General features: G+C 56.8%; 25 protein-coding genes. 20 read left to right on the top strand and 5 right to left on the bottom strand.

Annotated features, from left to right (window positions below; genetic code table 11):
- Positions 1–77: 77 nt before the first annotated feature.
- The 8 genes from WDB70_RS11145 to deoD all read left to right on the top strand — a co-directional run bounded on the left by WDB70_RS11145 (position 78) and on the right by deoD (position 7,742).
- A complete protein-coding gene (locus WDB70_RS11145) occupies positions 78–371 on the top strand; it encodes a hypothetical protein (RefSeq protein WP_406664331.1) in 294 nt (97 codons plus the stop codon).
- A complete protein-coding gene (rimI, locus tag WDB70_RS11140) occupies positions 343–786 on the top strand; it encodes a ribosomal protein S18-alanine N-acetyltransferase (RefSeq protein ID WP_406664329.1) in 444 nt (147 codons plus the stop codon). Before WDB70_RS11145 ends, rimI begins: the two co-directional genes overlap by 29 nt.
- Before the next feature lie 38 nt (positions 787–824).
- Complete coding sequence (prfC, locus tag WDB70_RS11135) at positions 825–2,402, top strand: peptide chain release factor 3 (RefSeq protein WP_406664327.1); 1,578 nt, start codon at positions 825–827, stop codon at positions 2,400–2,402.
- A 33-nt stretch (positions 2,403–2,435) separates the two neighbouring features.
- Positions 2,436–3,191, top strand: coding sequence for a TatD family hydrolase (locus tag WDB70_RS11130; RefSeq protein WP_406664325.1), 756 nt, complete (start codon positions 2,436–2,438; stop codon positions 3,189–3,191).
- 127 nt (positions 3,192–3,318) lie between these two features.
- Complete coding sequence (locus tag WDB70_RS11125; RefSeq protein WP_406664323.1) at positions 3,319–4,569, top strand: NupC/NupG family nucleoside CNT transporter; 1,251 nt, start codon at positions 3,319–3,321, stop codon at positions 4,567–4,569.
- 220 nt (positions 4,570–4,789) lie between these two features.
- A complete protein-coding gene (gene deoC, locus WDB70_RS11120; RefSeq protein WP_406664321.1) occupies positions 4,790–5,557 on the top strand; it encodes a deoxyribose-phosphate aldolase in 768 nt (255 codons plus the stop codon).
- Positions 5,554–6,891: a thymidine phosphorylase gene (gene deoA, locus WDB70_RS11115; protein WP_406668082.1), complete on the top strand. Its 1,338-nt coding sequence runs from the start codon at positions 5,554–5,556 to the stop codon at positions 6,889–6,891. The genes deoC and deoA overlap by 4 nt, the downstream gene beginning before the upstream one ends.
- A gap of 137 nt (positions 6,892–7,028) precedes the next feature.
- Positions 7,029–7,742: a purine-nucleoside phosphorylase gene (gene deoD, locus WDB70_RS11110; protein ID WP_406664319.1), complete on the top strand. Its 714-nt coding sequence runs from the start codon at positions 7,029–7,031 to the stop codon at positions 7,740–7,742.
- A gap of 41 nt (positions 7,743–7,783) precedes the next feature.
- On the opposite strand, the gene WDB70_RS11105 is transcribed toward deoD, so the two are convergent.
- On the bottom strand, positions 7,784–8,344 hold the full coding sequence (locus WDB70_RS11105; protein ID WP_406664317.1) for an AhpA/YtjB family protein: 561 nt from the start codon (positions 8,342–8,344) through the stop codon (positions 7,784–7,786).
- A gap of 41 nt (positions 8,345–8,385) precedes the next feature.
- On the opposite strand from WDB70_RS11105, the gene serB reads away from it, so the two are divergent.
- Together serB and WDB70_RS11095 are read left to right on the top strand one after the other, a co-directional pair.
- Positions 8,386–9,420, top strand: a complete 1,035-nt coding sequence (serB, locus tag WDB70_RS11100; protein ID WP_406664315.1) for a phosphoserine phosphatase SerB — start codon at positions 8,386–8,388, stop codon at positions 9,418–9,420.
- Positions 9,413–10,321 (top strand): alpha/beta fold hydrolase, encoded by a 909-nt coding sequence (locus tag WDB70_RS11095; RefSeq protein WP_406664313.1) that lies wholly within the window; start codon positions 9,413–9,415, stop codon positions 10,319–10,321. Before serB ends, WDB70_RS11095 begins: the two co-directional genes overlap by 8 nt.
- Here the strand turns inward: WDB70_RS11095 and WDB70_RS11090 are convergent.
- Positions 10,266–12,596, bottom strand: a complete 2,331-nt coding sequence (locus WDB70_RS11090; RefSeq protein WP_406664311.1) for a PilZ domain-containing protein — start codon at positions 12,594–12,596, stop codon at positions 10,266–10,268. The genes WDB70_RS11095 and WDB70_RS11090 overlap by 56 nt on opposite strands.
- A gap of 89 nt (positions 12,597–12,685) precedes the next feature.
- On the opposite strand from WDB70_RS11090, the gene radA reads away from it, so the two are divergent.
- Positions 12,686–14,050 carry a DNA repair protein RadA gene (gene radA / locus WDB70_RS11085; RefSeq protein WP_406664309.1) on the top strand — a complete coding sequence of 455 codons (1,365 nt, stop codon included), beginning with the start codon at positions 12,686–12,688 and terminating at the stop codon, positions 14,048–14,050.
- Here radA and WDB70_RS11080 read toward each other — a convergent pair whose 3' ends face one another.
- From WDB70_RS11080 to ettA, 3 genes are all read right to left on the bottom strand, one after another.
- A complete protein-coding gene (locus WDB70_RS11080; protein WP_406664307.1) occupies positions 14,051–14,437 on the bottom strand; it encodes a PilZ domain-containing protein in 387 nt (128 codons plus the stop codon).
- Positions 14,431–14,796, bottom strand: a complete 366-nt coding sequence (locus tag WDB70_RS11075; RefSeq protein WP_406664305.1) for a PilZ domain-containing protein — start codon at positions 14,794–14,796, stop codon at positions 14,431–14,433. The genes WDB70_RS11080 and WDB70_RS11075 overlap by 7 nt, the downstream gene beginning before the upstream one ends.
- Before the next feature lie 91 nt (positions 14,797–14,887).
- The gene (ettA, locus tag WDB70_RS11070; RefSeq protein ID WP_406664303.1) at positions 14,888–16,552 is read right to left on the bottom strand and encodes an energy-dependent translational throttle protein EttA; all 1,665 of its coding nucleotides are present in this window, start codon (positions 16,550–16,552) and stop codon (positions 14,888–14,890) included.
- Positions 16,553–16,710: 158 nt separating this feature from the next.
- On the opposite strand from ettA, the gene glyA reads away from it, so the two are divergent.
- The 9 genes from glyA (at position 16,711) to WDB70_RS11025 (ending at position 23,775) form a co-directional block, all read left to right on the top strand.
- On the top strand, positions 16,711–17,967 hold the full coding sequence (gene glyA, locus WDB70_RS11065; RefSeq protein ID WP_406664301.1) for a serine hydroxymethyltransferase: 1,257 nt from the start codon (positions 16,711–16,713) through the stop codon (positions 17,965–17,967).
- Positions 17,968–18,033: 66 nt separating this feature from the next.
- The gene (gene nrdR, locus WDB70_RS11060; RefSeq protein ID WP_406664299.1) at positions 18,034–18,483 is read left to right on the top strand and encodes a transcriptional regulator NrdR; all 450 of its coding nucleotides are present in this window, start codon (positions 18,034–18,036) and stop codon (positions 18,481–18,483) included.
- A gap of 1 nt (position 18,484) precedes the next feature.
- Positions 18,485–19,555, top strand: a complete 1,071-nt coding sequence (gene ribD / locus WDB70_RS11055; RefSeq protein WP_406664297.1) for a bifunctional diaminohydroxyphosphoribosylaminopyrimidine deaminase/5-amino-6-(5-phosphoribosylamino)uracil reductase RibD — start codon at positions 18,485–18,487, stop codon at positions 19,553–19,555.
- Entirely contained in the window at positions 19,555–20,205 is a 651-nt protein-coding gene (locus WDB70_RS11050) for a riboflavin synthase (protein ID WP_406664295.1), read from the top strand. Before ribD ends, WDB70_RS11050 begins: the two co-directional genes overlap by 1 nt.
- A gap of 9 nt (positions 20,206–20,214) precedes the next feature.
- Positions 20,215–21,327, top strand: coding sequence for a bifunctional 3,4-dihydroxy-2-butanone-4-phosphate synthase/GTP cyclohydrolase II (ribBA, locus tag WDB70_RS11045; protein ID WP_406664293.1), 1,113 nt, complete (start codon positions 20,215–20,217; stop codon positions 21,325–21,327).
- Between the two features lie 64 nt (positions 21,328–21,391).
- Complete coding sequence (gene ribE / locus WDB70_RS11040; RefSeq protein WP_406664291.1) at positions 21,392–21,862, top strand: 6,7-dimethyl-8-ribityllumazine synthase; 471 nt, start codon at positions 21,392–21,394, stop codon at positions 21,860–21,862.
- On the top strand, positions 21,862–22,275 hold the full coding sequence (nusB, locus tag WDB70_RS11035; protein WP_406664289.1) for a transcription antitermination factor NusB: 414 nt from the start codon (positions 21,862–21,864) through the stop codon (positions 22,273–22,275). The genes ribE and nusB overlap by 1 nt, the downstream gene beginning before the upstream one ends.
- Positions 22,276–22,328: 53 nt before the next feature.
- Positions 22,329–23,297, top strand: a complete 969-nt coding sequence (gene thiL / locus WDB70_RS11030) for a thiamine-phosphate kinase (protein WP_406664287.1) — start codon at positions 22,329–22,331, stop codon at positions 23,295–23,297.
- The gene (locus tag WDB70_RS11025; RefSeq protein ID WP_406664285.1) at positions 23,266–23,775 is read left to right on the top strand and encodes a phosphatidylglycerophosphatase A; all 510 of its coding nucleotides are present in this window, start codon (positions 23,266–23,268) and stop codon (positions 23,773–23,775) included. Before thiL ends, WDB70_RS11025 begins: the two co-directional genes overlap by 32 nt.
- Positions 23,776–23,788: the final 13 nt, after the last annotated feature.

Below are 23,788 nucleotides of genomic sequence, written 5' to 3'. Positions count from 1 at the left end.
ACAGGGCGGGGCTTGGCCCCGCCTTTTGCTATGGCTGCTAAGGGCTTATACTGGAGGCCCTTTTTGGAGCCGTGCGTGTGGATATTCTCAATGCCTTGGGGCTAGTTGCTTACGTCCCGAAAAGTGCCAACAGCACCGGCCATACTCTGGCGGTAAGTTACCCGCTTGACCCGCAAAGCCGGGCATTTTGTGTGGCGGTTGCTGAAGCTTTGGGAATGACGCTGGTCGATGATAATGGCGCCCTGCACTGGGGCGATGGTGGTGATATCACTATTGATCCGCACCAATGCATTGCCAGTGCCGACCATAAACGCCAACTGTGGCAGCAACTGTACCCTCTGTATGACCATTACCACCGCAACGCTGGCTGAGCTGCCTCTACTGGCGGGCATTGAAGCGTGTCAGCATTACCCCTGGTCTGATGCACAGTTAACCAGCTGCTTCGCTGACGGCTACCGGGTGCGCCTGTTGTGGCATGGCCAACAGGCCATTGGCTTTACGGTGTGTCAACGGGTGCTGGATGAGTCAACGCTCTTCAATATCTGCGTCTTACCGGCTTTTCGCGGGCAGGGGCTGGGGCAACAGTTACTGGCGGATTGTATTGCGGAAGCGCAACAACAGGCAGACCAAGCTCTGTTTTTGGAAGTTCGCGCCAGCAATCAGGCGGCTACTGCGCTTTATCAACGGGCCGGTTTTGCTACTGTTGGCCACCGACGGGGTTATTACCCAACGGCCGACGGCCGCGAAGATGCCCTGGTTATGCGCCTGGCGCTCAACGGGGTATAATCCGCGGCTGTCATTTTCAGCTTGTTGGTGAGAGCCTCATGTCCATTGCCGCCGAAGTCGCCAAGCGTCGTACCTTCGCTATTATTTCCCACCCCGATGCCGGTAAAACCACCATTACCGAAAAGGTGTTGCTGTTCGGTCAGGCGTTACAAAAAGCCGGTACAGTAAAAGGCCGCGGCTCTGGCCAGCACGCCAAATCAGACTGGATGGAAATGGAAAAAGAGCGGGGCATCTCGGTCACCACCTCGGTGATGCAGTTTCCTTACTCCGGTTGTTTGGTCAACTTGCTGGACACCCCCGGCCACGAAGATTTCTCAGAAGACACTTACCGTACCCTGACCGCGGTTGATTCCTGCCTAATGGTTATTGATTCCGCCAAAGGGGTTGAGGATCGCACCATCAAGCTGATGGAGGTGACCCGTCTACGCGATACGCCGATCATCACCTTCATGAACAAGCTGGACCGCGATATTCGCGACCCGATGGAGCTGATGGACGAAGTCGAAGAGGTTCTGAAGATCCGCTGCGCACCCATTACCTGGCCGATTGGCTGTGGTAAGGGCTTTAAGGGGGTTTATAACCTGCTCAGCGATGAAGTGATTCTTTACCAATCGGGTCAGGGTCATACCATTCAGGAAAAACGGACTATTCAGGGCCTGAATAACCCAGAACTCGATACCCTGCTCGGCGGCGATGCACAAAACCTGCGCGACGAGCTGGAGCTGGTGCAGGGGGCGTCCAATGCCTTTGAACTTGACGCCTTCTTAAAGGGTGAGCTGACCCCGGTGTACTGGGGTACGGCACTAGGCAACTTTGGTGTTGACCATATGCTTGATGGCCTGACCGCATGGGCGCCCACACCACAACCTCGGGAAACCGACGAGCGCACGGTGACCGCGGCTGATGACAGTTTCAGCGGCTTTGTCTTTAAAATCCAGGCCAACATGGATCCGAAACACCGTGACCGGGTGGCCTTCTTGCGCATTGTTTCCGGCAAGTACCAAAAAGGCATGAAAATGCATCAGGTACGTATCGGCAAGGATGTCAATATTGCCGACGCACTGACCTTCATGGCCGGCGATCGCAGTGCTGTGACCGAAGCCTATCCTGGCGACATTATCGGTTTGCACAACCATGGCACCATCCAGATTGGTGACACCTTCACGCAAGGGGAAAAACTCAAATTCACCGGTATTCCCAATTTTGCCCCTGAGCTGTTCCGACGTATCCGGCTGCGCGACCCGTTGAAACAAAAGCAGCTTCTTAAAGGCTTGGTGCAGCTGTCCGAAGAAGGAGCGGTGCAGGTTTTCCGGCCATTAGAAAACAACGATCTCATTGTTGGTGCGGTTGGGGTTCTGCAGTTTGATGTGGTGGTGGCGCGGCTGAAAGCCGAATACAACGTTGAAGCCATTTACGAAGCTATTAACGTAGCAACGGCGCGTTGGGTTGAATGCACTGATGCCAAAAAGCTGGCCGAGTTTGAGCGTAAATGTGCCAACAACCTGGCGTTGGATGGCGGCGACAATCTGACTTACATTGCACCGACCATGGTGAACCTCAACCTGACGGCTGAGCGTTATCCCGATATTATTCTGCGTAAGACGCGGGAACATTAATCCTACCAAGGCCCCGCGTTGCGGGGCTTTTTTATGCTGATTGATTCACACTGCCACCTGGATTTTGCCGAGCTGGCTCCGGTTGCGCCGCTGCTGGCACGTTGCCGGGCCAAGGGCGTGGGCGCCATAGTGGTGCCCGGTGTCAGCCTTGAGCATTTGGGCCGGCCGCTGGCGCTGGCACACCGATATGCTGAGGTCTACCCGGCAGCGGGCTTTCACCCTTGGTTTTTACCTAGCGAAAGAGCTGTATTAGCGACTTTGCAGGCGTTTGCTTATGAGCATCGCCATGCGCTTGTTGCGATAGGGGAGGTTGGCTTGGACAAGCACCGTGGCCCTGCCCTTAGCGAGCAGCAGTGGTGGTTGGAACAGCAGCTGGTATTGGCTTGTGAACTCGATAAGCCGGTGATCCTGCACAGCGTCGGTACTCATGATTTACTCCTCAAAACACTGCAGCACTTTAAGGGCATCCGAGGTGTGGTCCATGCCTTTTCTGGCAGTGTGGAGCAAGCGCAGGCTTTTGTCCGCCAGGGCCTTTATCTGGGAGCTGGCGGGGTGTTGACGCGTGCCAGTGCTCATAAAAGCCGCCGCGCTGTGGCTGCGGTGGGGCCGCAGCACTTACTGCTGGAAACCGATGCCCCCAGCCTGCTACCGGCTGGCCTCGAGGCTGAACACAACAGCCCAGAATTTCTGCCAGAGATCCTCGCCAGCCTGGCCGCAACGCTGCATCTGGCACCAGAGACTCTTGGGAAAACGCTTTCGTGTAATGCCAAAGCCCTGTTTGCATTGTAGAAACGGGACAGCGTTCAAGAAAAAGCAGTCTACGCCATGGGCTTGGATGCGCCTTTCGCTATAATGCGCGCAACCTGTTCGCCAGTAACGGGCGTAACATAACACCTATTTCAGTAAGGAAGACTTCATGAATGTTTTGATGGGACTGGTGGGGATCATTGCCCTGCTGGCCATCGCTGTGCTGTTGTCCGACAACCGTAAAGCGATCAAGGTGCGTACCGTTGTCGGTGCTTTTACTATTCAGGCGGCGTTTGCGGCGTTCGTACTTTATGTGCCTTTTGGTAAGGACGTATTGCAGGCGGTATCCAGCGGTGTTCAGGATGTCATTAATGCGTCCCAGGTGGGGGTCAGCTTCCTGTTCGGGCCGCTGGTGTCGGACGATATGTTCAAAGTATTCGGTAGCGGCGGCTTTATTTTTGCCCTGCGGGTACTGCCCATCATTATTTTCTTCTCATCACTGATCGCCGTGCTTTATTACATCGGCGCCATGCAGTTTGTGATCAATATTATCGGTGGCGCTTTGCAAAAAGCCCTAGGCACTTCGCGCCCGGAGTCGCTGTCTGCTACGGCCAATATCTTTGTGGGTCAGACTGAAGCGCCATTGGTGGTACGACCTTTTGTCAGCAAGATGACCCAGTCGGAGCTGTTTGCTGTCATGGTAGGGGGCTTGGCATCGGTGGCCGGCTCGGTACTGGCCGGTTATGCGGCCATGGGCATTGAACTGAAGTACCTGATTGCCGCTTCGTTTATGGCTGCCCCCGGTGGCCTGTTGATGGCGAAAATCATCAAGCCGGAAACGGAAACGCCGAACCAGGATCTGGAACAGGTGGTGGATGATAACGAAGATCAACCCGCTAACGTGATTGATGCGGCCGCCACTGGCGCCTCTTCCGGTTTGCAGCTGGCGCTCAATGTTGGCGCCATGCTGCTGGCGTTCATTGGTCTGATTGCCTTGCTGAATATTCTCTTGGGGGGCATCGGTGGCTGGTTTGGTATGCCGGACTTGTCCATGCAGATGTTGCTTGGCTATGTGTTTGCGCCGCTGGCCTTTTTGATGGGCGTACCTTGGCATGAAGCCATCACAGCCGGTTCTTTCATCGGCCAGAAGCTGATTTTGAATGAGTTTGTGGCCTATGCTGACTTTGTGGGTAAGGCCAAGGAGCTGTCTGACCATACCCAGGCAATTATCACTTTTGCGCTGTGTGGCTTTGCCAACTTGTCCTCCATTGCCATTTTGCTGGGCGGCCTCGGTGGTATGGCGCCGAGCCGTCGCCATGATATTGCCCGTATGGGCCTAAAAGCGGTGGCGGCCGGTTCACTGTCGAACCTGATGAGTGCCACTCTGGCCGGGCTCTTTATCGCTCTGGGCGCACACTAAAAGCAAGCCAGTACCACTTTTTAAATGGTTCTGGCATACTCTCGCGGCGCCTGCATCGGTAGGCGCCACTACAGACAATCTGGCGTGGGAAAATGGAATTTCCGCAACCTCTCAATCTTCACGGAACCAAGTCCGCCCCGATGGTCTGCCATAACTGGCAGGCCAAGCTTAGGCACGGGTACGCGCAGGGCACTGGCGTACCAAGAAGGGGAGCCCCTGTATGGAACTGACTGCTGCTGCCTGTCAGGCACTGAGCCTGATGGATCTGACGACGCTCAACGACGATGATACCGATGCCAAAGTGGTGGCGTTATGCCATGACGCGGTAACGCCGGTAGGTAACACCGCGGCTATCTGTATTTATCCCCGTTTTATCGGCATTGCCCGTAACACCCTGAACGAACTGGGTGTGGCCGGGCAGGTAAAAATTGCTACTGTGACCAACTTTCCTGCCGGCGGTGATGATATCGACAGTGCCGTTGCCCAAACCCGTGCTGCTGTGGCGGCCGGAGCCGATGAGGTGGATCTGGTATTCCCTTACCGAGCACTGATGGCCGGTAACGAGCAGGTGGGCTTGGCCATGGTCAAAGCCTGTAAGGCCGTCTGTGGCGATGTTTTACTGAAAGTGATCATTGAAAGTGGTGAGCTTGGCAGTGCCGCGCTTATTCGCCAGGCCTCTGATATTGCCATTGCTGCTGGCGCTGACTTTATTAAAACCTCTACCGGTAAGGTAGCGGTCAATGCCACCTTGGAGGCCGCCGAAATTATGCTCGGTGCCATCAAGGACAGCGGCAAAAATGTCGGTTTTAAAGCCGCCGGTGGGGTACGCAGCGCTGCCGATGCTGCTGCTTACCTTACCCTGGCTGAAAACATCATGGGCAACGGTTGGTTGAGTGCCGCGCACTTTCGCTTTGGCGCCTCCAGCTTGCTTGGTAGCTTGCTCAATACCCTTGGGGTTCAGGTTGAGGAGCAGCAGGAGGGCTACTGATGCTGGTGCAGGAATTGATCCGCAAAAAGCGTGATGGCCTGGCATTATCGGTAGCCGAGATCCGTTATTTCGTTAATGGCATTCGCGACAATACGGTCAGTGAAGGGCAAATCGCCGCCATGGCGATGGCCATTTATTTTAATGACATGAGTCTGGATGAACGGGTAGCACTGGTTACTGCCATGCGGGATTCCGGTGATGTGCTGCAGTGGCAGGACCTGGCGCTGAACGGGCCGGTGCTGGATAAACACTCCACCGGCGGGGTTGGCGATCTGGTGTCACTGGTACTGGGGCCGCTGGTTGCCGCTTGCGGTGGCTATGTGCCGATGATTTCCGGCCGTGGTCTGGGCCATACCGGCGGTACCCTGGATAAACTCGAAGCGATCCCTGGTTATAACGTCAGCCCATCGGCTGAGCAGTTCCGGGCGCTGGTAAAGGCCAATGGTGTTGCCATTATCGGCCAGACCGCCCATCTGGCGCCGGCCGATAAGCGCTTTTATGCCACTCGTGATACCACCGCAACCGTAGAATCCATTGCTCTGATCACCGCTTCTATTTTGTCGAAAAAACTGGCCTGTGGTTTAGATGGACTGATCATGGATGTCAAAACCGGCAGCGGCGCTTTTATGGCCACTGAAGCGGATGCGCAAGCATTGGCCCAGTCTCTGGTGCAAGTGGCGGTCGGGGCCGGAACACCCACACGGGCGGTGCTTACCGACATGAGTCAGGTGCTGGCCAGTAGTGCCGGCAACGCCCTGGAAGTGGCAGAAGCCATCGCCTTTTTGCGAGGGGACAGGGTGAATCCACGGCTACAGCAGGTGGTCATGACATTGGGCCGGGAGATGCTGCTGTTAGGGGGCCTGGCCAACAGTACTGAGCAGGCTGAAAGCCAGTTAGCAAAAGCGCTGTCTTCAGGCGCCGGCGCCGAGCGTTTTGCTCGCATGGTAGCAGGCCTCGGCGGCCCAGCGGATCTGCTGGCCAGACCGGCGCACTATTTGCCGTCCGCTCCACTTAGCAAGGAAATCTGGGCAGAGCGGCACGGTACTGTTGCAGCCATGGATACCCGAGCTCTGGGTATGGCAGTCGTCGCCCTGGGTGGGGGGCGCCGCCATAGTGGTGACAGTATTGACCCGGCGGTGGGACTCAGTAACCTGATTGCCCTGGGCGAGAACACTGCCGAGAAACCGCTGGCGGTGGTTCATGGCCGCAGCGAAGCGGATCTCAACCGGGCTGCGGCGGCAGTGCGCGGGGCCATGTCCCTGGGGCCTTGCCAGGCGCCACCAGTGATAGGCAGCATATTCACACAAGCGTATCAGCAGACTGAGGTATGCTGAGTAAGGTCAGTCATGGCAGGCTGGTCAGTTGTTAGTTGCAATTGTTGTTACCGGGTCAGTAGCGTTTTTGGCTTGCGCGCTGGCTGCTAACGGTGGCAACAACACCATAAAAATGTTTAAGGAAATAAGGAAACGCTATGGCAACACCGCACATTAATGCGAATGCGGGTGATTTCGCCGATGTGGTGCTGATGCCAGGGGATCCCCTGCGCGCCAAGTACATCGCCGAGACTTTTCTGGACGACGTTCGGGAAGTGACCACGGTACGCAACATGCTGGGCTTTACCGGCACCTATAAGGGGCGGCCGGTCTCTGTTATGGGCCACGGCATGGGCATTCCCTCGGTCTCGATTTACGCCAAGGAACTGATCACCGAATACGGTGTGAAAAAGCTGATCCGGGTTGGCTCCTGTGGCGCCATCAGTACCGATGTGAAAGTACGGGATGTGATCATCGGCATGGGTGCCTGTACTGACTCCAAGGTCAACCGGATGCGTTTTCGCGACCATGATTTCGCCGCTATTGCTGACTTTGCGCTGGTGCGTAACGCCGTTGATGCTGCCAATACCAAGGGTGTGCCGGTACGGGTCGGGAATATTTTCTCGGCTGACCTGTTCTACAACCCTGACCCTGGCATGTTTGATGTCATGGAAAAGCACGGTATTTTGGGCGTGGAAATGGAAGCGGCAGGGTTGTACGGTGCGGCAGCAGAGTTTGGTGCTCAGGCCGTCTGTATTGTGACCGTTTCCGACCACATCCGCACCGGTGAAGAGACCACGGCGGAAGAACGTCAGGTGACCTTCAACGACATGATTGAAGTGGCGCTGGAATCGGTGTTATTGGGCGACTGAGCGTCGTCTCGAGATAAAAAAGGCGCCTAAGGGCGCTTTTTTTATGGCCTCAGAGCCGCCATCAGTAACACCCCGACAAAAAAGGCCAGCGCCAACATGACTTTGAGCGCTTGATTGACCTGCTGGCGGTAATGACGGGCATTTTTCACTACATTGTCTTCAGACAAGGTGATGCGCAGATAACCACTGACCTGGCCCTGATGATGGATCTCCGAGACATAAGGGATCAACTGTTCGCTGGCGGCTTTTTCCAGCAGGCTCAGAACCGGCGCCTGGCTGCCACTGCGGGCCAACAGTGTACCGCTGGCATCATAAATGGCCGCGTCCAGTAATTGCGGTTCTTTGGCCAGCCGGTTTACCAGCCCCTGCAGGGCTTTCTTGTCGTCCTGTTGCATTAGTTGGCCAGCAGCAAAAGCCGCTTGTGAGGTCAGAGCCCGGGTCATGACGCTGACCTGCTGACGCTCAACCTGCTTGCCGGCACGGGTCAGATCCTGCCAGCGCCACAGCAATAACCCCAGCAGCACAATGCCGCTCGTCAGGGCCAGTAACCGCAGCCAGCGCCGACGGCGCCCGGGAAAGGAAGGTGTTGCCTTTTTGATCATGAGGTTATGATAGCCCTAGAGACGCCATTTGGAAGACTACTTTGCAACACAATGCCTGTTTTCGCCCCGAACCCAGCCTGACACTTGCGCTGATGATGCAAGCCCTGCCTGCTGAGCAACGGCTGTTATACCCCAGCGATGGTGGTGCGGCTTTGGCCGCATCTTGTGCTCTGACCCGCACCGGCTGGCCTTTGACTCCAGTGCAGGCAATCGTCAGCGAGGGCCAGCAGACGCTGCGCCTGTATGCGCCGGCGTTGACCTTAGCCGGGTTAGATAGCCTGCTAGCCGGGCTGCGTTGGCATCGTCTACGCTGGCTTAATGGTGATGTTTATGAACTATCCGTGCCGATACTGCCGGATAAGGCGTTGTACCAATCCCGTGCCGAAGCGTTGGCGGTAGAGTTGATTGCCGGGCCATTTCCCAGTCTGCGTGAGCCAGGGTTGCTGGTGATGGATATGGACTCCACGGCTATCTGTGGCGAATGTATCGACGATATTGCGGAGCTGGCCGGTTGCGGCGAGGCTGTTGCGCAAGTGACAGCCCAGGCCATGCGTGGCGAGCTGGACTTCGCCGAGAGCTTACGGCTGCGCGTGGCAAAGCTGGCGGGTACACCGGCGACCATACTGGAGCGGGTGGCCAACAACCTGCACTACACGCCGGGCATACCGGCGCTGGTAGCCCGGTTGCAACAGGCCGGCTGGCAAACGGCGCTGGTGTCAGGGGGCTTCACATTTTTTGCCCACCGCTTGCAGCAACAGCTGGGGTTGAGCCTGGCGGAAGCCAATGTGCTGGAGATCATCGATGGCAAGTTGACCGGGCAGGTTTTGGGCCAGATTGTTGATGGCAACTATAAGAAAATGACGCTGGAACGGTTACGTGACGCTGCTGCCTTGCCTGCCCGGCAGGTGCTGGCTTTAGGTGATGGTGCCAATGATGTGCCGATGCTACAGGCAGCAGGTATGGGCTTGGCCTACCACGGTAAACCGGCAGTGCGTTTGGCCACATCCGGGGCGCTGGTGCACTACCACGCAGAAGCCTTGCTGGCGATGCTGGATGTGGAAGGCCATCATGGCTGACAGTCATTTCGTTGCGATTGCTGGCCACCGCCTGCACCTGCGCCGTTTCGGCCCAGAACAAGGCGTACCGGCGTTGCTGTTGCATGGCGCAATCAGCAATGGCCGGGTGTTTTATTCTGACTCCGGGAAAGGCCTGGCTCCTTATCTGGCGGCGCAGGGCTTTTGTACCTATGTCGCGGACTTACGTGGCCGCGGGCAGAGCCAGCCAACCATTGCCGAGCGGGCCGATCATGGGCAACGGGAAGCCATTTGTGATGATCTGCCGGCTTTACAGCAGTTTATTCGCGCGCGCCACCCAACACAGCCGGTACACTGGCTGGCGCACTCCTGGGGAGGCGTACTGATGGCCGCTACCCTAGTACGTTACCCACAGCTGGCAGCGCAGGTGGCCAGCCTTACATTCTTTGGCAGTAAACGGCAGATCCGTAGCTGGAGCCTGGAGCGTTTAGTGAAAGTTGAACTGGTATGGCGTCGCTTGGCGCCGTACTGGGCTCGGCGTTATGGTTATCTGCCGGCCCGGCAAAAGGGCATTGGTGCTGATGATGAAACCCCTGGCTCACTGGCTGACTCTATCCATTGGGTGAGCAGTGACCAGTGGCGTGATGCACACGACCACTTTGACTACCAACAACAGGCCGCTAAGGTGGCTTGGCCAAGGCTGTGGATGCTGGCCGGGCAGGGGGATAAAGCGCTGGGTAACCCCGCCGATGTGGCCCGTTTTCAGCAGGAAATGGGCGCTCCAGGCCACCTGACCATCCTGGGTAAAAAGCAGGGCTACGGTTGTAACTATGACCACCTGAACATGCTGGTGGGGGCACAGGCTAGCGCCGAAGTGTTCCCACAGGTTAACGCTTGGCTGGCAAGCGCAGCATCGCCGATGCCAGCATCGTCACGTCGTTAACTTCAATCATCCCGAAGGTATTCCACAGGTCGGCTTCCAGGCGCTTGGCTCGGTGCAGTGCTTGGCGGCCAATGGCGGTCAGATCATCCTGGATAAACTGCAGATCCGGCTTGGGTGTTTTATGCATCTCCAGGCGCCATACCGCCCAAGGGCCGCGCTCCAGTGCTTTTTTCAAGTACTCGTAGCTTTCCTTACCGGGCAGCTGTTGTTGCAGTCGGGTCATTACCGGAAAGCCATCCTCGTCCATTACCACCAGCAGCGATTGCTGCTTTTTACCAGCCTGCCAGTCGCGGATGATTTGTTCATAAAGCGGTATCGACATCAGGTTTTCAAAGTCGATTTTGCCTTCGGATATTTTACTGAGGCGGCTGAGCAGGTTCGGTAATGGCCGGCTGCTGACCGGCACACCCAGCCAGTGCGGGAGCAGTTTGCCTTGCTGTTTTTGCAAGAACAGTGTGACCGGCATCGCGGTAGCGGCAATACTGCGCCGCAGTGCCCGGGCAATATCAAAGCTTTCTTCGTTATCGTCAACGGTGGGTAGCCGGCCTTGGTTAGCATTGATTAACTGATGAAAGAAGCGCTTGGCCGGGTGTGGATCGGAGGCATGCACGATCATCAGATGCAGGCGGTGATTGGATGGGTCATAGTGAACCACCCGATACGGCAGCTGCGTGAGATCAAAGCGGCTGGAGAGCTTTTGAAACTTGGGTAAGGCCACATCAACAACGTCCGGTAAATCATAAGCCGGTTCATTGAGCTGCAGGCACAATCCCTGAGTAGAAAAGTCGCGAATTTCCCCTTCCAGGCTGTGGTCGGCAAAGCTTATCTTGGCGGTAGAAGGGTAGCGGTAACGGGGCTCGATACGCATGTTGTTAAAACGCATGGCAATGCGGATAACGCCTTTGGTCATCTTGATACGATAAGGCGCCAAGACGTTCGGGTCGTAGCCTTTGTCCGGCTGTGTCTGACTATACTGATTGAGCCAGTCTTGAGTGACATCGCGCAGCAGCATCAATTGCCGCAGATCTTGTAGCTCTTTTGGCAGCGGCTCGCTGGGCAGAGTCAGATCACTGCTGTTTATGCCATCGTTGCACTCTTCCATATCGGCGTTATCAATGGGGAACAGCTGCCCCTTGATCACCATCCAGCCCGGCTTTTGCACGGCAAAGTGCAGGAAATCCTCCAGCTGGCCGTCTTCCTTCAGTTCATGGTATTCAGCGGCAAAATGGAACACCTTGCCTTGCTGGTGGTGTTCAAACAGAAAGAAGAACGTTTCCCGCTCGGTAACATCCAGCGCCAGAATACGGTTCAGGCGTGCCGACGACAGCATGGCCGGCAGCAAGCTGGCGCCACTTTTACTGAGCCGATACCAAAGCTTGCGGTTGCTGCCCGTAGTCAGGCAGAAACGGCTATTGTTTTGCTGGTCAATAAACAGCGGCAAGGCTCCGGAATGATTGAGCAGCATCTGCTCAAAGCCTTTGGCCAGCGTGGTTTCCTGCAGGTGGCGAACATCCAGTTTGTAGCGACGCTGGTGATGGACAATCAGGTTCTGAATTAATTGCGTAGCCTGGGCGTCCTGTGTTTTCAGGCGCAGCCGTACGGTCAGATCATCCTGGGAAATGAGCTGGTAGGTCAGCGGCGGCCAGGGGTTTCGCTGGCTGTCGAACAGGCGGATAAAGTTCACCTCGACATCCACATCCGGGTGAATATAAGCGGGCTGGCCCAGTTGCAGTTGAATGCCGCTCAGTGAGATGTCCAGCGAGGTGGCTTCCAAATCAATGATGCCGCCCTGGCTTATCAACAGTGGCGTGGAAAAATGCATGCGGTCACTGTCACGGCTGATGGGGTTTCCGAAATTGACCAGCTGCAGCCAGACATCATTGGGCTTGTCGTCAAGTTCACCCTGCTGTCGGGCGCGACGGACTTCCCGAGCGTAATGCTCTACGTCTTCAAATACGCCGAGGGTGTAGCGGCCAAACTCTTTCATGCCGGCAGTAAAAACGCGGCGGCCACCATCATCCATGTAATGCATCTTGCTGTTGAATTCCACCAGCTGCGTATTCTTGATGCCATGGCGGCGTAAATCGATAATACGATTGCAAGGGGCTGCCACACGGCGCAGCTCCATACGCAGTAAAAAGCGGGTATTGTTGTTCTCGTCGGCGGTCAGGTGATTAAACAGAGGCTCGAATTCGGGCTTGCCGACATAAGAGCGTAACTGACCGATGATCGGATGATTGGATACATCCTTATATTCTGGACGAAATTCAAACACAGCATATCTTTCATATCTGATGTTGCCCTCATTATGTGGTGCCTGTAGAAGGCTGTCGAGTGTAGCGTCAAAAAACGGACAACGACTTCATGGCAAAACGCAAAACCGCCTACGTCTGCAGTGACTGTGGTGCCGATTTTCCCCGCTGGCAAGGCCAGTGCAGTGAATGCGGTGCCTGGAACACCATCAGTGAAATGCGCCTGCCCAGTGCTGCTCCGACGGCCAGCAGCCGCAGTGGTTATGCCGGCCAGACCCAGGCTGAAATCACCTTGCTGGCGGATGTGGACCTGACTGAGCTGCCACGGGTGCACAGTGGCTTTAGCGAGTTCGATCGGGTGCTTGGCGGCGGTATTGTGCCAGGTTCAGCGGTACTGATCGGTGGCAGCCCCGGAGCCGGTAAGTCTACGCTGCTGTTACAGACCATGTGTTACCTGGCAGAACGCATGCCGACCCTGTATGTCACCGGTGAAGAATCTTTACAGCAGGTGGCCATGCGCGCGCAGCGTCTGGGGCTGCCAACAGGTAAGCTGAAAATGCTGGCGGAAACCAGCATTGAAGCCATTTTGGCATTGGCGGAACGCGAACAGCCGAAGGTGATGGTAATTGACTCCATCCAGGTCATGCATATGGCGGACATTCAGTCGGCCCCCGGATCTGTCTCGCAAGTGCGCGAATCGGCAGCGTACCTGACGCGTTATGCCAAGCAAAAAGGCGTCGCCATTATCATGGTCGGCCATGTCACCAAAGATGGTTCGCTAGCCGGGCCAAAGGTACTGGAGCACTGTATCGACTGTTCGGTGATGCTTGATGGCGATGCTGACTCGCGCTTTCGGACGCTGCGTGGTCATAAGAACCGCTTTGGAGCGGTCAATGAGCTGGGGGTGTTTGCCATGACCGGGCAGGGGCTACGGGAAGTGGCTAACCCGTCGGCGATCTTTTTGCAGCGCGCCGAGGATCAGGCGCCGGGCTCGGTGGTGATGGTGATCTGGGAAGGCACCCGGCCATTGCTGGTGGAACTGCAAGCGTTGGTGGACCATTCCCAATTAGCTAACCCCCGACGCGTCGCGGTAGGACTGGAGCAAAACCGGCTGTCGATGCTGCTGGCGGTAATGCATCGCCATGGTGGTTTGCAAATGGCTGATCAGGATGTCTTTGTAAATGTTGTTGGCGGTGTGCGTGTTGCCGAAACCAGCGCCGATCTGGCGTTGTTGCTGGCCATGGTGTCGAGCTTTAAAAACCGGGAAATACCGCGGGATCTGGTCATTTTTGGCGAGGTGGGGCTGGCCGGCGAAATCAGGCCGGTGCCCAGTGGTGGTGAGCGCCTCAATGAAGCGGCCAAGCATGGCTTTACCCGGGCCATTGTGCCCAAAGCCAACCTGCCGAAAACACCTCCCAAGGGGATGGAGGTGATCGGCGTCAATAAGCTGACCGAGGCGCTGGAAGCGCTGTTTTGATCAGTGGCCGGTGCCGTGGGAGTCAATCAGGTGGCCGAGGTTACGTTCCAGTAGTTCGGCCTGGCCTAGGTTCAGCTCGACTAGCCGGCGCAGGCGGCTGACTGATTCCACATCGATATGTTCAACCAGTAAATGCAGCCGGTTATCGTGGCGACCCACCAGCGTGCAGCGCATATCGATACCGGTCTGGTCATTGTCATCCAGCGGCAGGTGTAGTGTGCAGGCCTCGCCGATGTGAGCTGGCCAGCGCTCGGGCTGGCGAACCAGCGCGCCTCTTAAAGACAAATCCAGCACTTCGGTCTCCCAGCAATGTTTGCCGAGGCAAAGACTGACCTGATGGCTAAAAGGGATCCGGTCGAAGTAACGACGTTCTTTGGCAATTACCATTGATCCTCCCACAGAGTCATGCAGTCGCGATAAAGCCAATTGGTTGAACCCAGATACAGTGCTGCCATGCGCCTGAGGTGGCCGGAGGAATCCGAGCAAATGTGCAGGCATTCCAGGCCCAGGCGTTGTTGCTCAACAAAACGCAGCTGTGCCTGCATCTGGATAAAGGCGTCTCCTTCTGCCAGCCGCAGGCTCAGGGCCAGGCGGTCTCCAATGAAGATATCAGCGGGGGCAGGGCCAGTGATAATGGCCCCTTGTAAGGACAGATCAAGAACAGACGCGTTCCAGCAGCGTTCACCTTTACATAGGCGGGCTGGAGTGTTGCCAACAAATTGGATGAAACGACGTCGCTCAACCATGGCGTCTGTCCGTGAAAAGTTATCTAAGTATAGGCAGCGGCAATAAAAAATGCCGCCCCAAGGCGGCATTTTATTAAGCTGGTGCTAAGGTTCAGGCCAGCTTTTTGTATTTGATACGGTGCGGCTCCATGGCCTGAGCACCAAACTGAGCCTTCATGTATTCCTCGTAGTCGGTGTAGCTGCCTTCGAAGAAATTCACCTTGCCTTCATCACGGTAATCAAGAATGTGTGTGGCAACACGGTCCAGGAACCAGCGGTCGTGCGAGATCACCATGGCACAACCGGGGAACTCCAGCAGGGCATTTTCCAGCGCCCGCAGGGTTTCCACATCCAGGTCGTTGGTGGGCTCATCGAGTAACAGGAAGTTGCCACCGGCTTGCAGCAGCTTGGCCAGGTGCAGGCGGCCACGTTCACCACCAGACAGTTCGCCAACCCGTTTTTGCTGGTCGTTACCGCGGAAGTTAAAGCGGCCAACATAAGCGCGGCTGGGGATCTCGATATTGCCGACTTTCAGGATATCCTGGCCACCGGAAACTTCTTCCCAGACGGTTTTCTTGTCGTCCATGGCGTCGCGGAACTGATCAACAGCCGCGACCTGGACGGTTTCGCCCAGCACCAGCTCGCCGCCGTCCGGCTGCTCAATCCCCTGGATCATCCGAAACAGCGTGGATTTACCGGCGCCGTTAGGGCCGATAATGCCGACGATGGCACCTTTCGGTACGGCAAAGCTCAGGTCATCAATCAGTACCCGATCACCGTAGCTCTTTTTCAGGTGATTGACTTCCAGCACCTTGTCACCCAAGCGAGGGCCAGGTGGGATAAACAGCTCGTTGGTTTCATTACGCTTTTGGAAGTCCTGGCTTTGCAGTTCTTCAAAGCGGGCCATCCGTGCCTTGGACTTGGCCTGGCGCCCTTTGGGATTTTGGCGTACCCACTCCAGTTCTTTTTGGATAGAGCGCTGACGGGCGGCTTCCGATTTTTCTTCCTGCTCCAGGCGTTTTTCTTTCTGTTCCAGCCAGGAAGAATAGTTACCTTCCCACGGGATACCTTCACCCCGGTCCAGCTCCAAAATCCAGCCGGCGACGTTATCGAGGAAATAACGGTCGTGGGTAATGGCCACGACGGTGCCGTTGTAGTCGTGCAAGAAACGCTCAAGCCAGGCAACGGATTCAGCATCCAGGTGGTTGGTGGGTTCGTCCAGCAGCAGCATGTCAGGGCGTGACAACAGCAGCCGGCACAGTGCTACCCGGCGGCGTTCACCACCAGACAGTTTGTTGACATCGGCGTCCCACGGCGGCAGACGCAGCGCTTCGGCGGCACGCTCCAGCGTATTTTCCAGATTGTGGCCGTCTTTGGCCTGGATCAGATTTTCCAGTTCCCCCTGGCGCTTGGCCAGCTTGTCAAAGTCAGCATCGGGGTCTGCATAGGCGGCATAGACCTGGTCAAGCTCGGCCATGGCGCCGATAACGTCAGCAACGGCTTCTTCGACGTTGCCCCGCACGTCTTTGTTCGGGTCCAGCTGCGGTTCCTGCGGCAGGTAACCGACATTGATGCCGGCCTGTGGCCGCGCTTCGCCATCGATTTCCTTATCGATACCGGCCATGATCCGCAGCAGCGTTGATTTACCGGCACCGTTGAGGCCCAGTACGCCAATTTTGGCACCGGGAAAAAAAGACAGGGAAATGTCTTTTAAGATGTATTTCTTGGGCGGCACAACCTTGCTCACCCGGCTCATGGTGTAAATGTACTGAGCCATACTGTTATCTCTTATCAGGGTACGAAGTTGCGCGCATTGTATCGCAAGCTTGGCACCTTGACATCGCCTGGCTAGGAAAGCGCTTGCCTCTTCGGCTAAAATAGCGGCCAATTTCATATTTCAATCAGATAACACGGGTCAGACACCCGGGAGATACCATGCTGGATTCCAAACTTGCCCTTGCCGACTTTGATCCCGAACTGTGGGAGGCCATGCAAAAGGAAGTGCGTCGTCAGGAAGACCACATTGAGCTGATTGCCTCAGAAAACTACACCTCCTCCCGGGTCATGGCGGCACAAGGCTCGCAACTGACCAACAAATATGCTGAAGGCTACCCGCACAAACGCTACTACGGTGGTTGTGAGTACGTGGATATTGCTGAAGACCTGGCTATTGCGCGCGCCAAGGAGCTGTTTGGCGCCGAGTACGCCAATGTTCAGCCGCATTCCGGCTCCCAGGCCAATAACGCGGTGTTCCTGGCACTGGTGCAGCCTGGTGATACCGTGCTGGGTATGAGCCTGGCCCACGGCGGCCACCTGACCCACGGCGCCAAGCCGAACTTTTCCGGCAAAACCTACAATGCGGTGCAGTACGGCATCAACGAAGAAACCGGCGAAATTGATTACGATGACGTGCTGGCACAGGCCCGTGAGCACCAGCCGAAGATGATCATCGCCGGCTTCTCTGCTTACTCCGGGGTGATTGACTGGGCCAAGTTCCGCGAAATTGCTGACCAAGTGGGCGCTTACCTGTTTGTCGACATGGCCCATGTCGCCGGCCTGGTAGCGGCGGGTTTATACCCGAACCCGCTGCCGCATGCACATGTGGTTACCACCACTACCCACAAGACCCTGGCCGGCCCTCGTGGTGGCCTGATTTTGTCTTCCTGTGGTGACGAAGATATTTACAAAAAGCTCAACTCCGCGGTATTCCCTGGCAGCCAGGGTGGCCCGCTGATGCACGTGATTGCAGCCAAAGCTGTGGCCTTCAAAGAAGCGCTGAGCCCGGAGTTCAAAGCTTACCAGCAACAGGTGCTGGATAACGCCAAGACCATGGTCAGCGTGATGCAGCAACGGGGTTACAAGATCGTCTCCGGCGGCACTCACAACCATTTGTTCCTGGTGGATTTGATTGATAAAGACATCACCGGTAAAGATGCCGATGCCGCGCTCGGCCAGGCTAATATCACCGTGAACAAAAACTCGGTGCCGAACGACCCGCGTTCACCTTTTGTTACCTCCGGCCTGCGTTTAGGGACACCGGCGATGACCATGCGTGGCTTTGGCCGGGCCGAAGCCGAGCAAGTGGCTGGCTGGATTTGTGATGTGCTGGATAACATCAGTGATGAAACCGTCATTGCGCGCGTGCGTAACGACGTTGTCGCACTGTGCCGTCGCTTCCCGGTATACGGCTAAGCCCGGTCAGGTAACTGGCTGAGCTGTACTGGCCGCATTTGCGGCCAGTGTTGTCTTGGAGACCCTATGCACTGTCCTTTTTGTAGCGCTGACGATACTAAAGTAATTGATTCGCGGCTGGTGGCCGAAGGGCATCAGGTGCGCCGCCGGCGTGAGTGCCTGCACTGCCACGAACGCTTCACCACCTTTGAAAGTGCCGAGTTGGTGATGCCCCGCATCATCAAGCGCGATGGGGTGCGTGAACCCTTCGACGAGGACAAGCTGCGGGCTGGTATCATGCGGGCGCTGGAAAAACGCCCGGTCAGTGCCGAACAGGTAGAACAGGCGATCAATAAAATCCAAAGCACCCTGCGCGCCACCGGTGAGCGGGAGCTGTCCTCCAATATGCTCGGTGAGCTGGTGATGGACGCCCTGAAGGGCCTGGATAAAGTGGCCTATATCCGTTTTGCTTCGGTCTACCGAAGCTTCGAAGACGTCCGCGAATTCGGCGAAGCCATCGCCCGTCTGGAGGACTGAGGTGCAGGATGCCCACTGGATGGCCCGCGCCATCACCCTGGCGGCACAAGGGCGCTACACCACCGAGCCGAACCCGGCAGTTGGCTGTGTGTTGGTCAAAGATGGTGAGCTGGTTGGTGAAGGCTGGCACCAGCAGGCCGGCAGCGGCCATGCCGAAGTGCAGGCGCTGGCCATGGCCGGCGAGCGCGCCCGGGGGGCCACGGTCTATGTCACGTTAGAACCCTGTTCACATCATGGCCGTACGCCGCCTTGCGCCGATGCGCTTATTGATGCCGGCGTCAGTCGGGTGGTTGCCGCCATGGTTGACCCTAACCCGCAGGTGGCAGGCAGGGGCCTTAAACGCCTGGCGGAGGCGGGTATCGACGTGGCCAGCGGCCTGTTAGAAAGCGATGCACGGGCGCTGAATCCCGGCTTTATCAAAAAGATGACCACCGGCTTGCCGTGGGTGCGGCTGAAACTGGCGGCCAGTCTTGATGGCCGCACTGCTTTGGAAAATGGTCAGTCCAAGTGGATCACCGGCCCTGATGCGCGGGCGGATGTGCAGCGTTTGCGGGCCGCAGCCGGTGCCATTGTGACCGGTGCTGGAACGGTACTGGCTGATGAACCGGCGCTGACCGTACGGGCCGGTCAGTTTCCCGACCCTTATCCGCTGGCGAATATACGTCAGCCACTTAGGGTGGTCATTGACAGGCGGCAGCGCTTGGGCAGCGACAATGGCTTTTTTCAGGTGCCCACTGCGGCCTGGGTGGTCAGCCATCACAAAGACCACCGGGACTTTCCCGACCATGTGGAAAAACACTGTTTTTCAGAGCAGCAGTTGCTGCCTGCGCTGCTGAAGGCACTGCCGGTTAACTCGGTGTTGGTGGAAGCCGGTGCCCGCCTGGCTGGTGCCTTTATTAGCGCTGGCTTGGTCGATGAGTTGGTGCTCTATCTGGCCCCCACGGCGCTGGGTGATCGTGGCCGCGGGTTAATGACCTTGCCGCTGCTGCAACAGATGAGCGACGCGCCACGCTGGCGTATTAAAGATAGCCGCATGGTCGGTGACGATCTGCGTTTAACGGTGGAGCTGTAATGTTTACCGGACTTGTAGAAGCCCTGGGTAGGGTAGTTAGTCTCAGCGGGCAGGGCGCCGACCGGCAGTTGCGTATTGCCAGTGGCCAGTTGGATCTCAGTGACGTCAAGCTGGGTGACTCCATCGCCACCAATGGTGTTTGCCTGACGGTGACGGCACTTTTTCAAGACGGTTTTAGCGCCGATGTTTCCGCCGAAACACTGGCCTGTTCCAGTCTTGGCCAGCTGCAGGCCGGCAGCCAGGTTAATCTGGAAAAGGCCCTGCAGGCCAATAGCCGCCTTGGTGGGCATCTGGTCAGTGGCCATGTTGATGGTCTGGCGCAGATAGTGCGCCGTGACAATAATGGCCGGGCCATTGATTTTTGGTTGCAGGCACCACCTGAGCTGGCCCGTTACATTGCGGAAAAGGGCTCGGTCACGCTCGATGGCATCAGCCTGACCGTGAACAGCGTTGCCGATAGTCAGTTCCGTATCACCCTTGTTCCTCACAGTCAGCAGCACACTACCGTCAATCAGTGGCGCCCGGGCAGCCAGGTGAACCTGGAAGTGGATCTGCTGGCCCGCTACGTTGAGCGCCTGCTGTTGCCAACTGACACTGGCAAGCAGGCTGTCACCCATGAATTACTGGCCCGTAGTGGCTTCATCAAATAAGGAAGACCCATGGCACTGTCCCCCATTCAAGACATCATCGATGATATTCGCGCCGGCAAAATGGTCATCCTCATGGACGACGAAGACCGTGAAAATGAAGGTGACTTGATCATCGCAGCAGAAAAGGTAACGCCGGATGTCATTAACTTCATGGCAACCCATGGCCGCGGCCTGATCTGCCTGACCATGAACCGCGAGCGTTGCCAGCGCTTGAACCTGCCCTTGATGGCCAAAGACAACAATGCCCAGTTCGGCACCGCTTTTACGGTGTCCATTGAAGCGGCCCAAGGGGTGACTACCGGTATCAGTGCTGCAGACCGTGCCCGTACGGTTCAGGCGGCCGTCGCCAAAGATGCCAAGGCCGCAGATGTGGTGCAACCTGGCCATATTTTTCCGATCATGGCTCAGGATGGCGGCGTGCTGACCCGGGCCGGCCATACCGAAGCCGGTTGCGATCTGGCCCGTATGGCAGGCTTTGAGCCTTCAGCGGTGATCGTTGAGATCCTCAATGAAGACGGCACCATGGCCCGGCGCCCGCAGCTGGAAGCTTTTGGTGAAAAGCACGGTATCAAGGTGGGCACCATTGCCGACTTGATTGAATACCGGTCACTGAATGAAACCACGATTGAACGGCTCAGCCAGTGCCAGTTGCCGACCCTGTATGGTGATTTTGAACTGGTCAGTTACCGCGACACTATTGATGGCCGTCTGCATTTTGCCCTGAAAAAAGGCCCGGTCAGCACTGACAGCCCGACGCTGGTGCGAGTGCACCTGCACAATCGCCTGACCGATCTGCTGCTGTCTGATCGCAGTGTCAGCCGTAGCTGGCCGCTGTATAAGGCGATGGAGCGTATTGGCCAGGACGGCGGTGTGCTGGTATTGCTGGCCTCGGAAGAGTCCGACAGTGATCTGGTGCGCAAGCTGCTGCACTTTGCCGCCGAAGACAAAAGCGATGTGCCGGCGCCCGCACCTTGGTCGGGCACCAGCCGCCGGGTTGGCATTGGCTCGCAGATCCTGGCTGACCTGGGCGTTGGTAAAATGCGCCTGCTTTCCAGTAGTGACAAACGCTATCACGCCCTGGGTGGTTTTGGCCTGGATGTGGTGGAGTACGTGGCCGAATAAGTAGGCCGCCATTGCTGCGCTGTGGTAACATGGCGCGGTTTTTCTTCGGGTATAGAGTCAGGCTATGAATATCATTGAAGGTGGTTTTGCGGCCCCCAAGCACAAGTTCGCGCTGGTGGTATCCCGCTTTAACAGCTTTATCGTCGATTCCCTGGTAGAAGGGGCGCTGGATGCTCTGAAGCGTCACGGTCAGGTACCGGCGGAGCACATTACCATCGTCAAGGTGCCCGGCGCCGTTGAATTGCCGTTGGCGGCCAAACGGGTCGCTGCCAGCAAAAAATATGACGCAATTATTTCTCTGGGCGCAGTGATCCGCGGTGGTACGCCACATTTTGATTATGTCTGCAGTGAGTGCAACAAGGGCCTGGCCTCCGTGTCTTTGCAGTACGACATTCCTGTCGCTTTTGGGGTTCTGACCACCGACAGCATTGAACAAGCCATTGAGCGCGCTGGTACCAAAGCCGGTAACAAAGGCGCGGAAGCAGCGCTGTCGGCGCTGGAAATGGTCAACGTACTTGACGAGCTGGAGGGCTGATGAAACCGGCATTTCGTCGTAAGGCTCGCCGCTTGGCGTTGCAGGCCCTGTATCAGTGGCAAATGACTAACGATCCTATTGCTGATGTTGAGCACCAGTTCCTGACCGAGCAGGACGTCAGTGAAGTCGATGTGGATTATTTCCGGGATCTGATTGTTGGCGTGGCCACCCGTACCGAGGAACTGGACGCTATTCTTAGCCAGTATGTCAGTCGCCCGCTGAGCGATGTTGATCATGTGGAAAAAGCGGCACTGCGTCTGGGGCTTTATGAACTGACCCAGCGCAAGGATGTGCCTTATAAAGTGGCACTCAACGAAGCCATTGAACTGGCCAAGGCATTTGCGGCCGAGGACAGCCACAAATTCGTTAACGGTGTGCTGGATAAATTTATTCGCGACCAGCAACGTGGCTAAGCCGCGGGCTATGGAAGCAACGGAGGGCCAGCTTTGATGCTGGCTTTTTACTGATGGCAAAGCAAGAATTTGCACTCATTGACCAGTACTTCAAGCACCGTGGCCACCAGCGTAAAGATGTGCTGCTGGGTGTGGGCGATGATTGTGCCTTGGTTCGCCTGGATGAAAATAGCGAACTGGCCGTTACCACTGACACACTGGTCAGTGGCGTTCACTTCCTTGCTGATACCGACCCGCGCGCGGTGGGTCATAAGGCTGTTGCCGTGAATTTGTCAGATTTGGCGGCCATGGGCGCTGATCAGGCCTGGCTGTCGCTAGCGCTCACCTTGCCGGAAGCAAACGAGCCATGGCTGCAGGCTTTTGCCGACGGTGTAATGGAAGTTTGCGAATATTATGGGGTCAGCCTGATTGGCGGTGATACCACCCGTGGCCCCCTGGCGGTGACCATTACCGCACAGGGCAAAATACCGGCTGGTAAGGCGCTGCTGCGAAGTGGCGGTAAACCCGGCGACTGGCTTTATGTGACCGGTTCATTGGGTGACGCCGGGCTGGGGTTGGCCATTTTACAAGGCCGTGAACAGGCCAGTGCCGATCACCGGGAGTACCTGATTAGCCGGCATTTTTATCCAACGCCACGGCTGGCCGCCGGGCAGGCTTTACGGCCACTGGCGTCCAGTGCCATTGACCTTTCTGATGGTCTGGCTTCAGATCTGCAACATATCCTCGACGCCAGCGGCTGTGGCGCCAATGTCTTTCTCGACAAGCTGCCACTGAGTCCTGCTCTGCTGGGCACGGTTGCTTTGGAAACGGCCTGGCATTATGCCCTTGCCGCCGGTGATGACTACGAGCTGGCCTTTACCGTGCCAGAAGCGCAACGTGGCGCATTGGATACGGCGCTGGCCCACAGTGGCGTGCGTCATTGCTGTATTGGCCAACTGCGTGGCGGTGAGGGCATCACTTATCTCAATCATGGTCAGCCGGTGGAGCTGAATGTGCGCGGTTATGAACATCAGTGGTGCTGATGGCGATCCGCGCAAGCGGCTGCGCCTGAGCAATCCCTGGCATTTTCTGGCCCTGGGTTTTGGTAGTGGTTTGAGCCCGAAGGCTCCCGGTACCATGGGCAGTCTGGCGGCGTTACCGGTAGTCTGGCTGGCCGGGCAGTTACCGTGGCTGGGCTATTTACTGGTGACGATGCTGGCGGTCTATGCCGGTGTCTATATTTGTGCCAGAGCCAGCCGTGACATGGGCGTCCATGACCATGGGGCGATCGTGTGGGATGAAGTGGCCGGCATGCTGATCAGCTGCTTTTTATTACCGATGACGCCGCTTTGGCTGGCCTTAGGCTTCCTGTTCTTCCGCTTTTTTGATGTACTCAAGCCCTGGCCTATCAGTTGGTGTGATAAGCACCTGCATGGTGGCTTTGGCATTATGTTTGATGATGTGCTGGCCGGCCTGATGGCGTTTGCCTGCTTGCAGGCCTTGCGCTACGGCCTGGCATAAAAAACGCCGCAAC

This window comes from Gallaecimonas aegicerasi (assembly GCF_045291545.1).
Lineage (GTDB): Bacteria > Pseudomonadota > Gammaproteobacteria > Enterobacterales > Gallaecimonadaceae > Gallaecimonas.
This window is presented reverse-complemented; position numbering and strand designations above follow the sequence as displayed.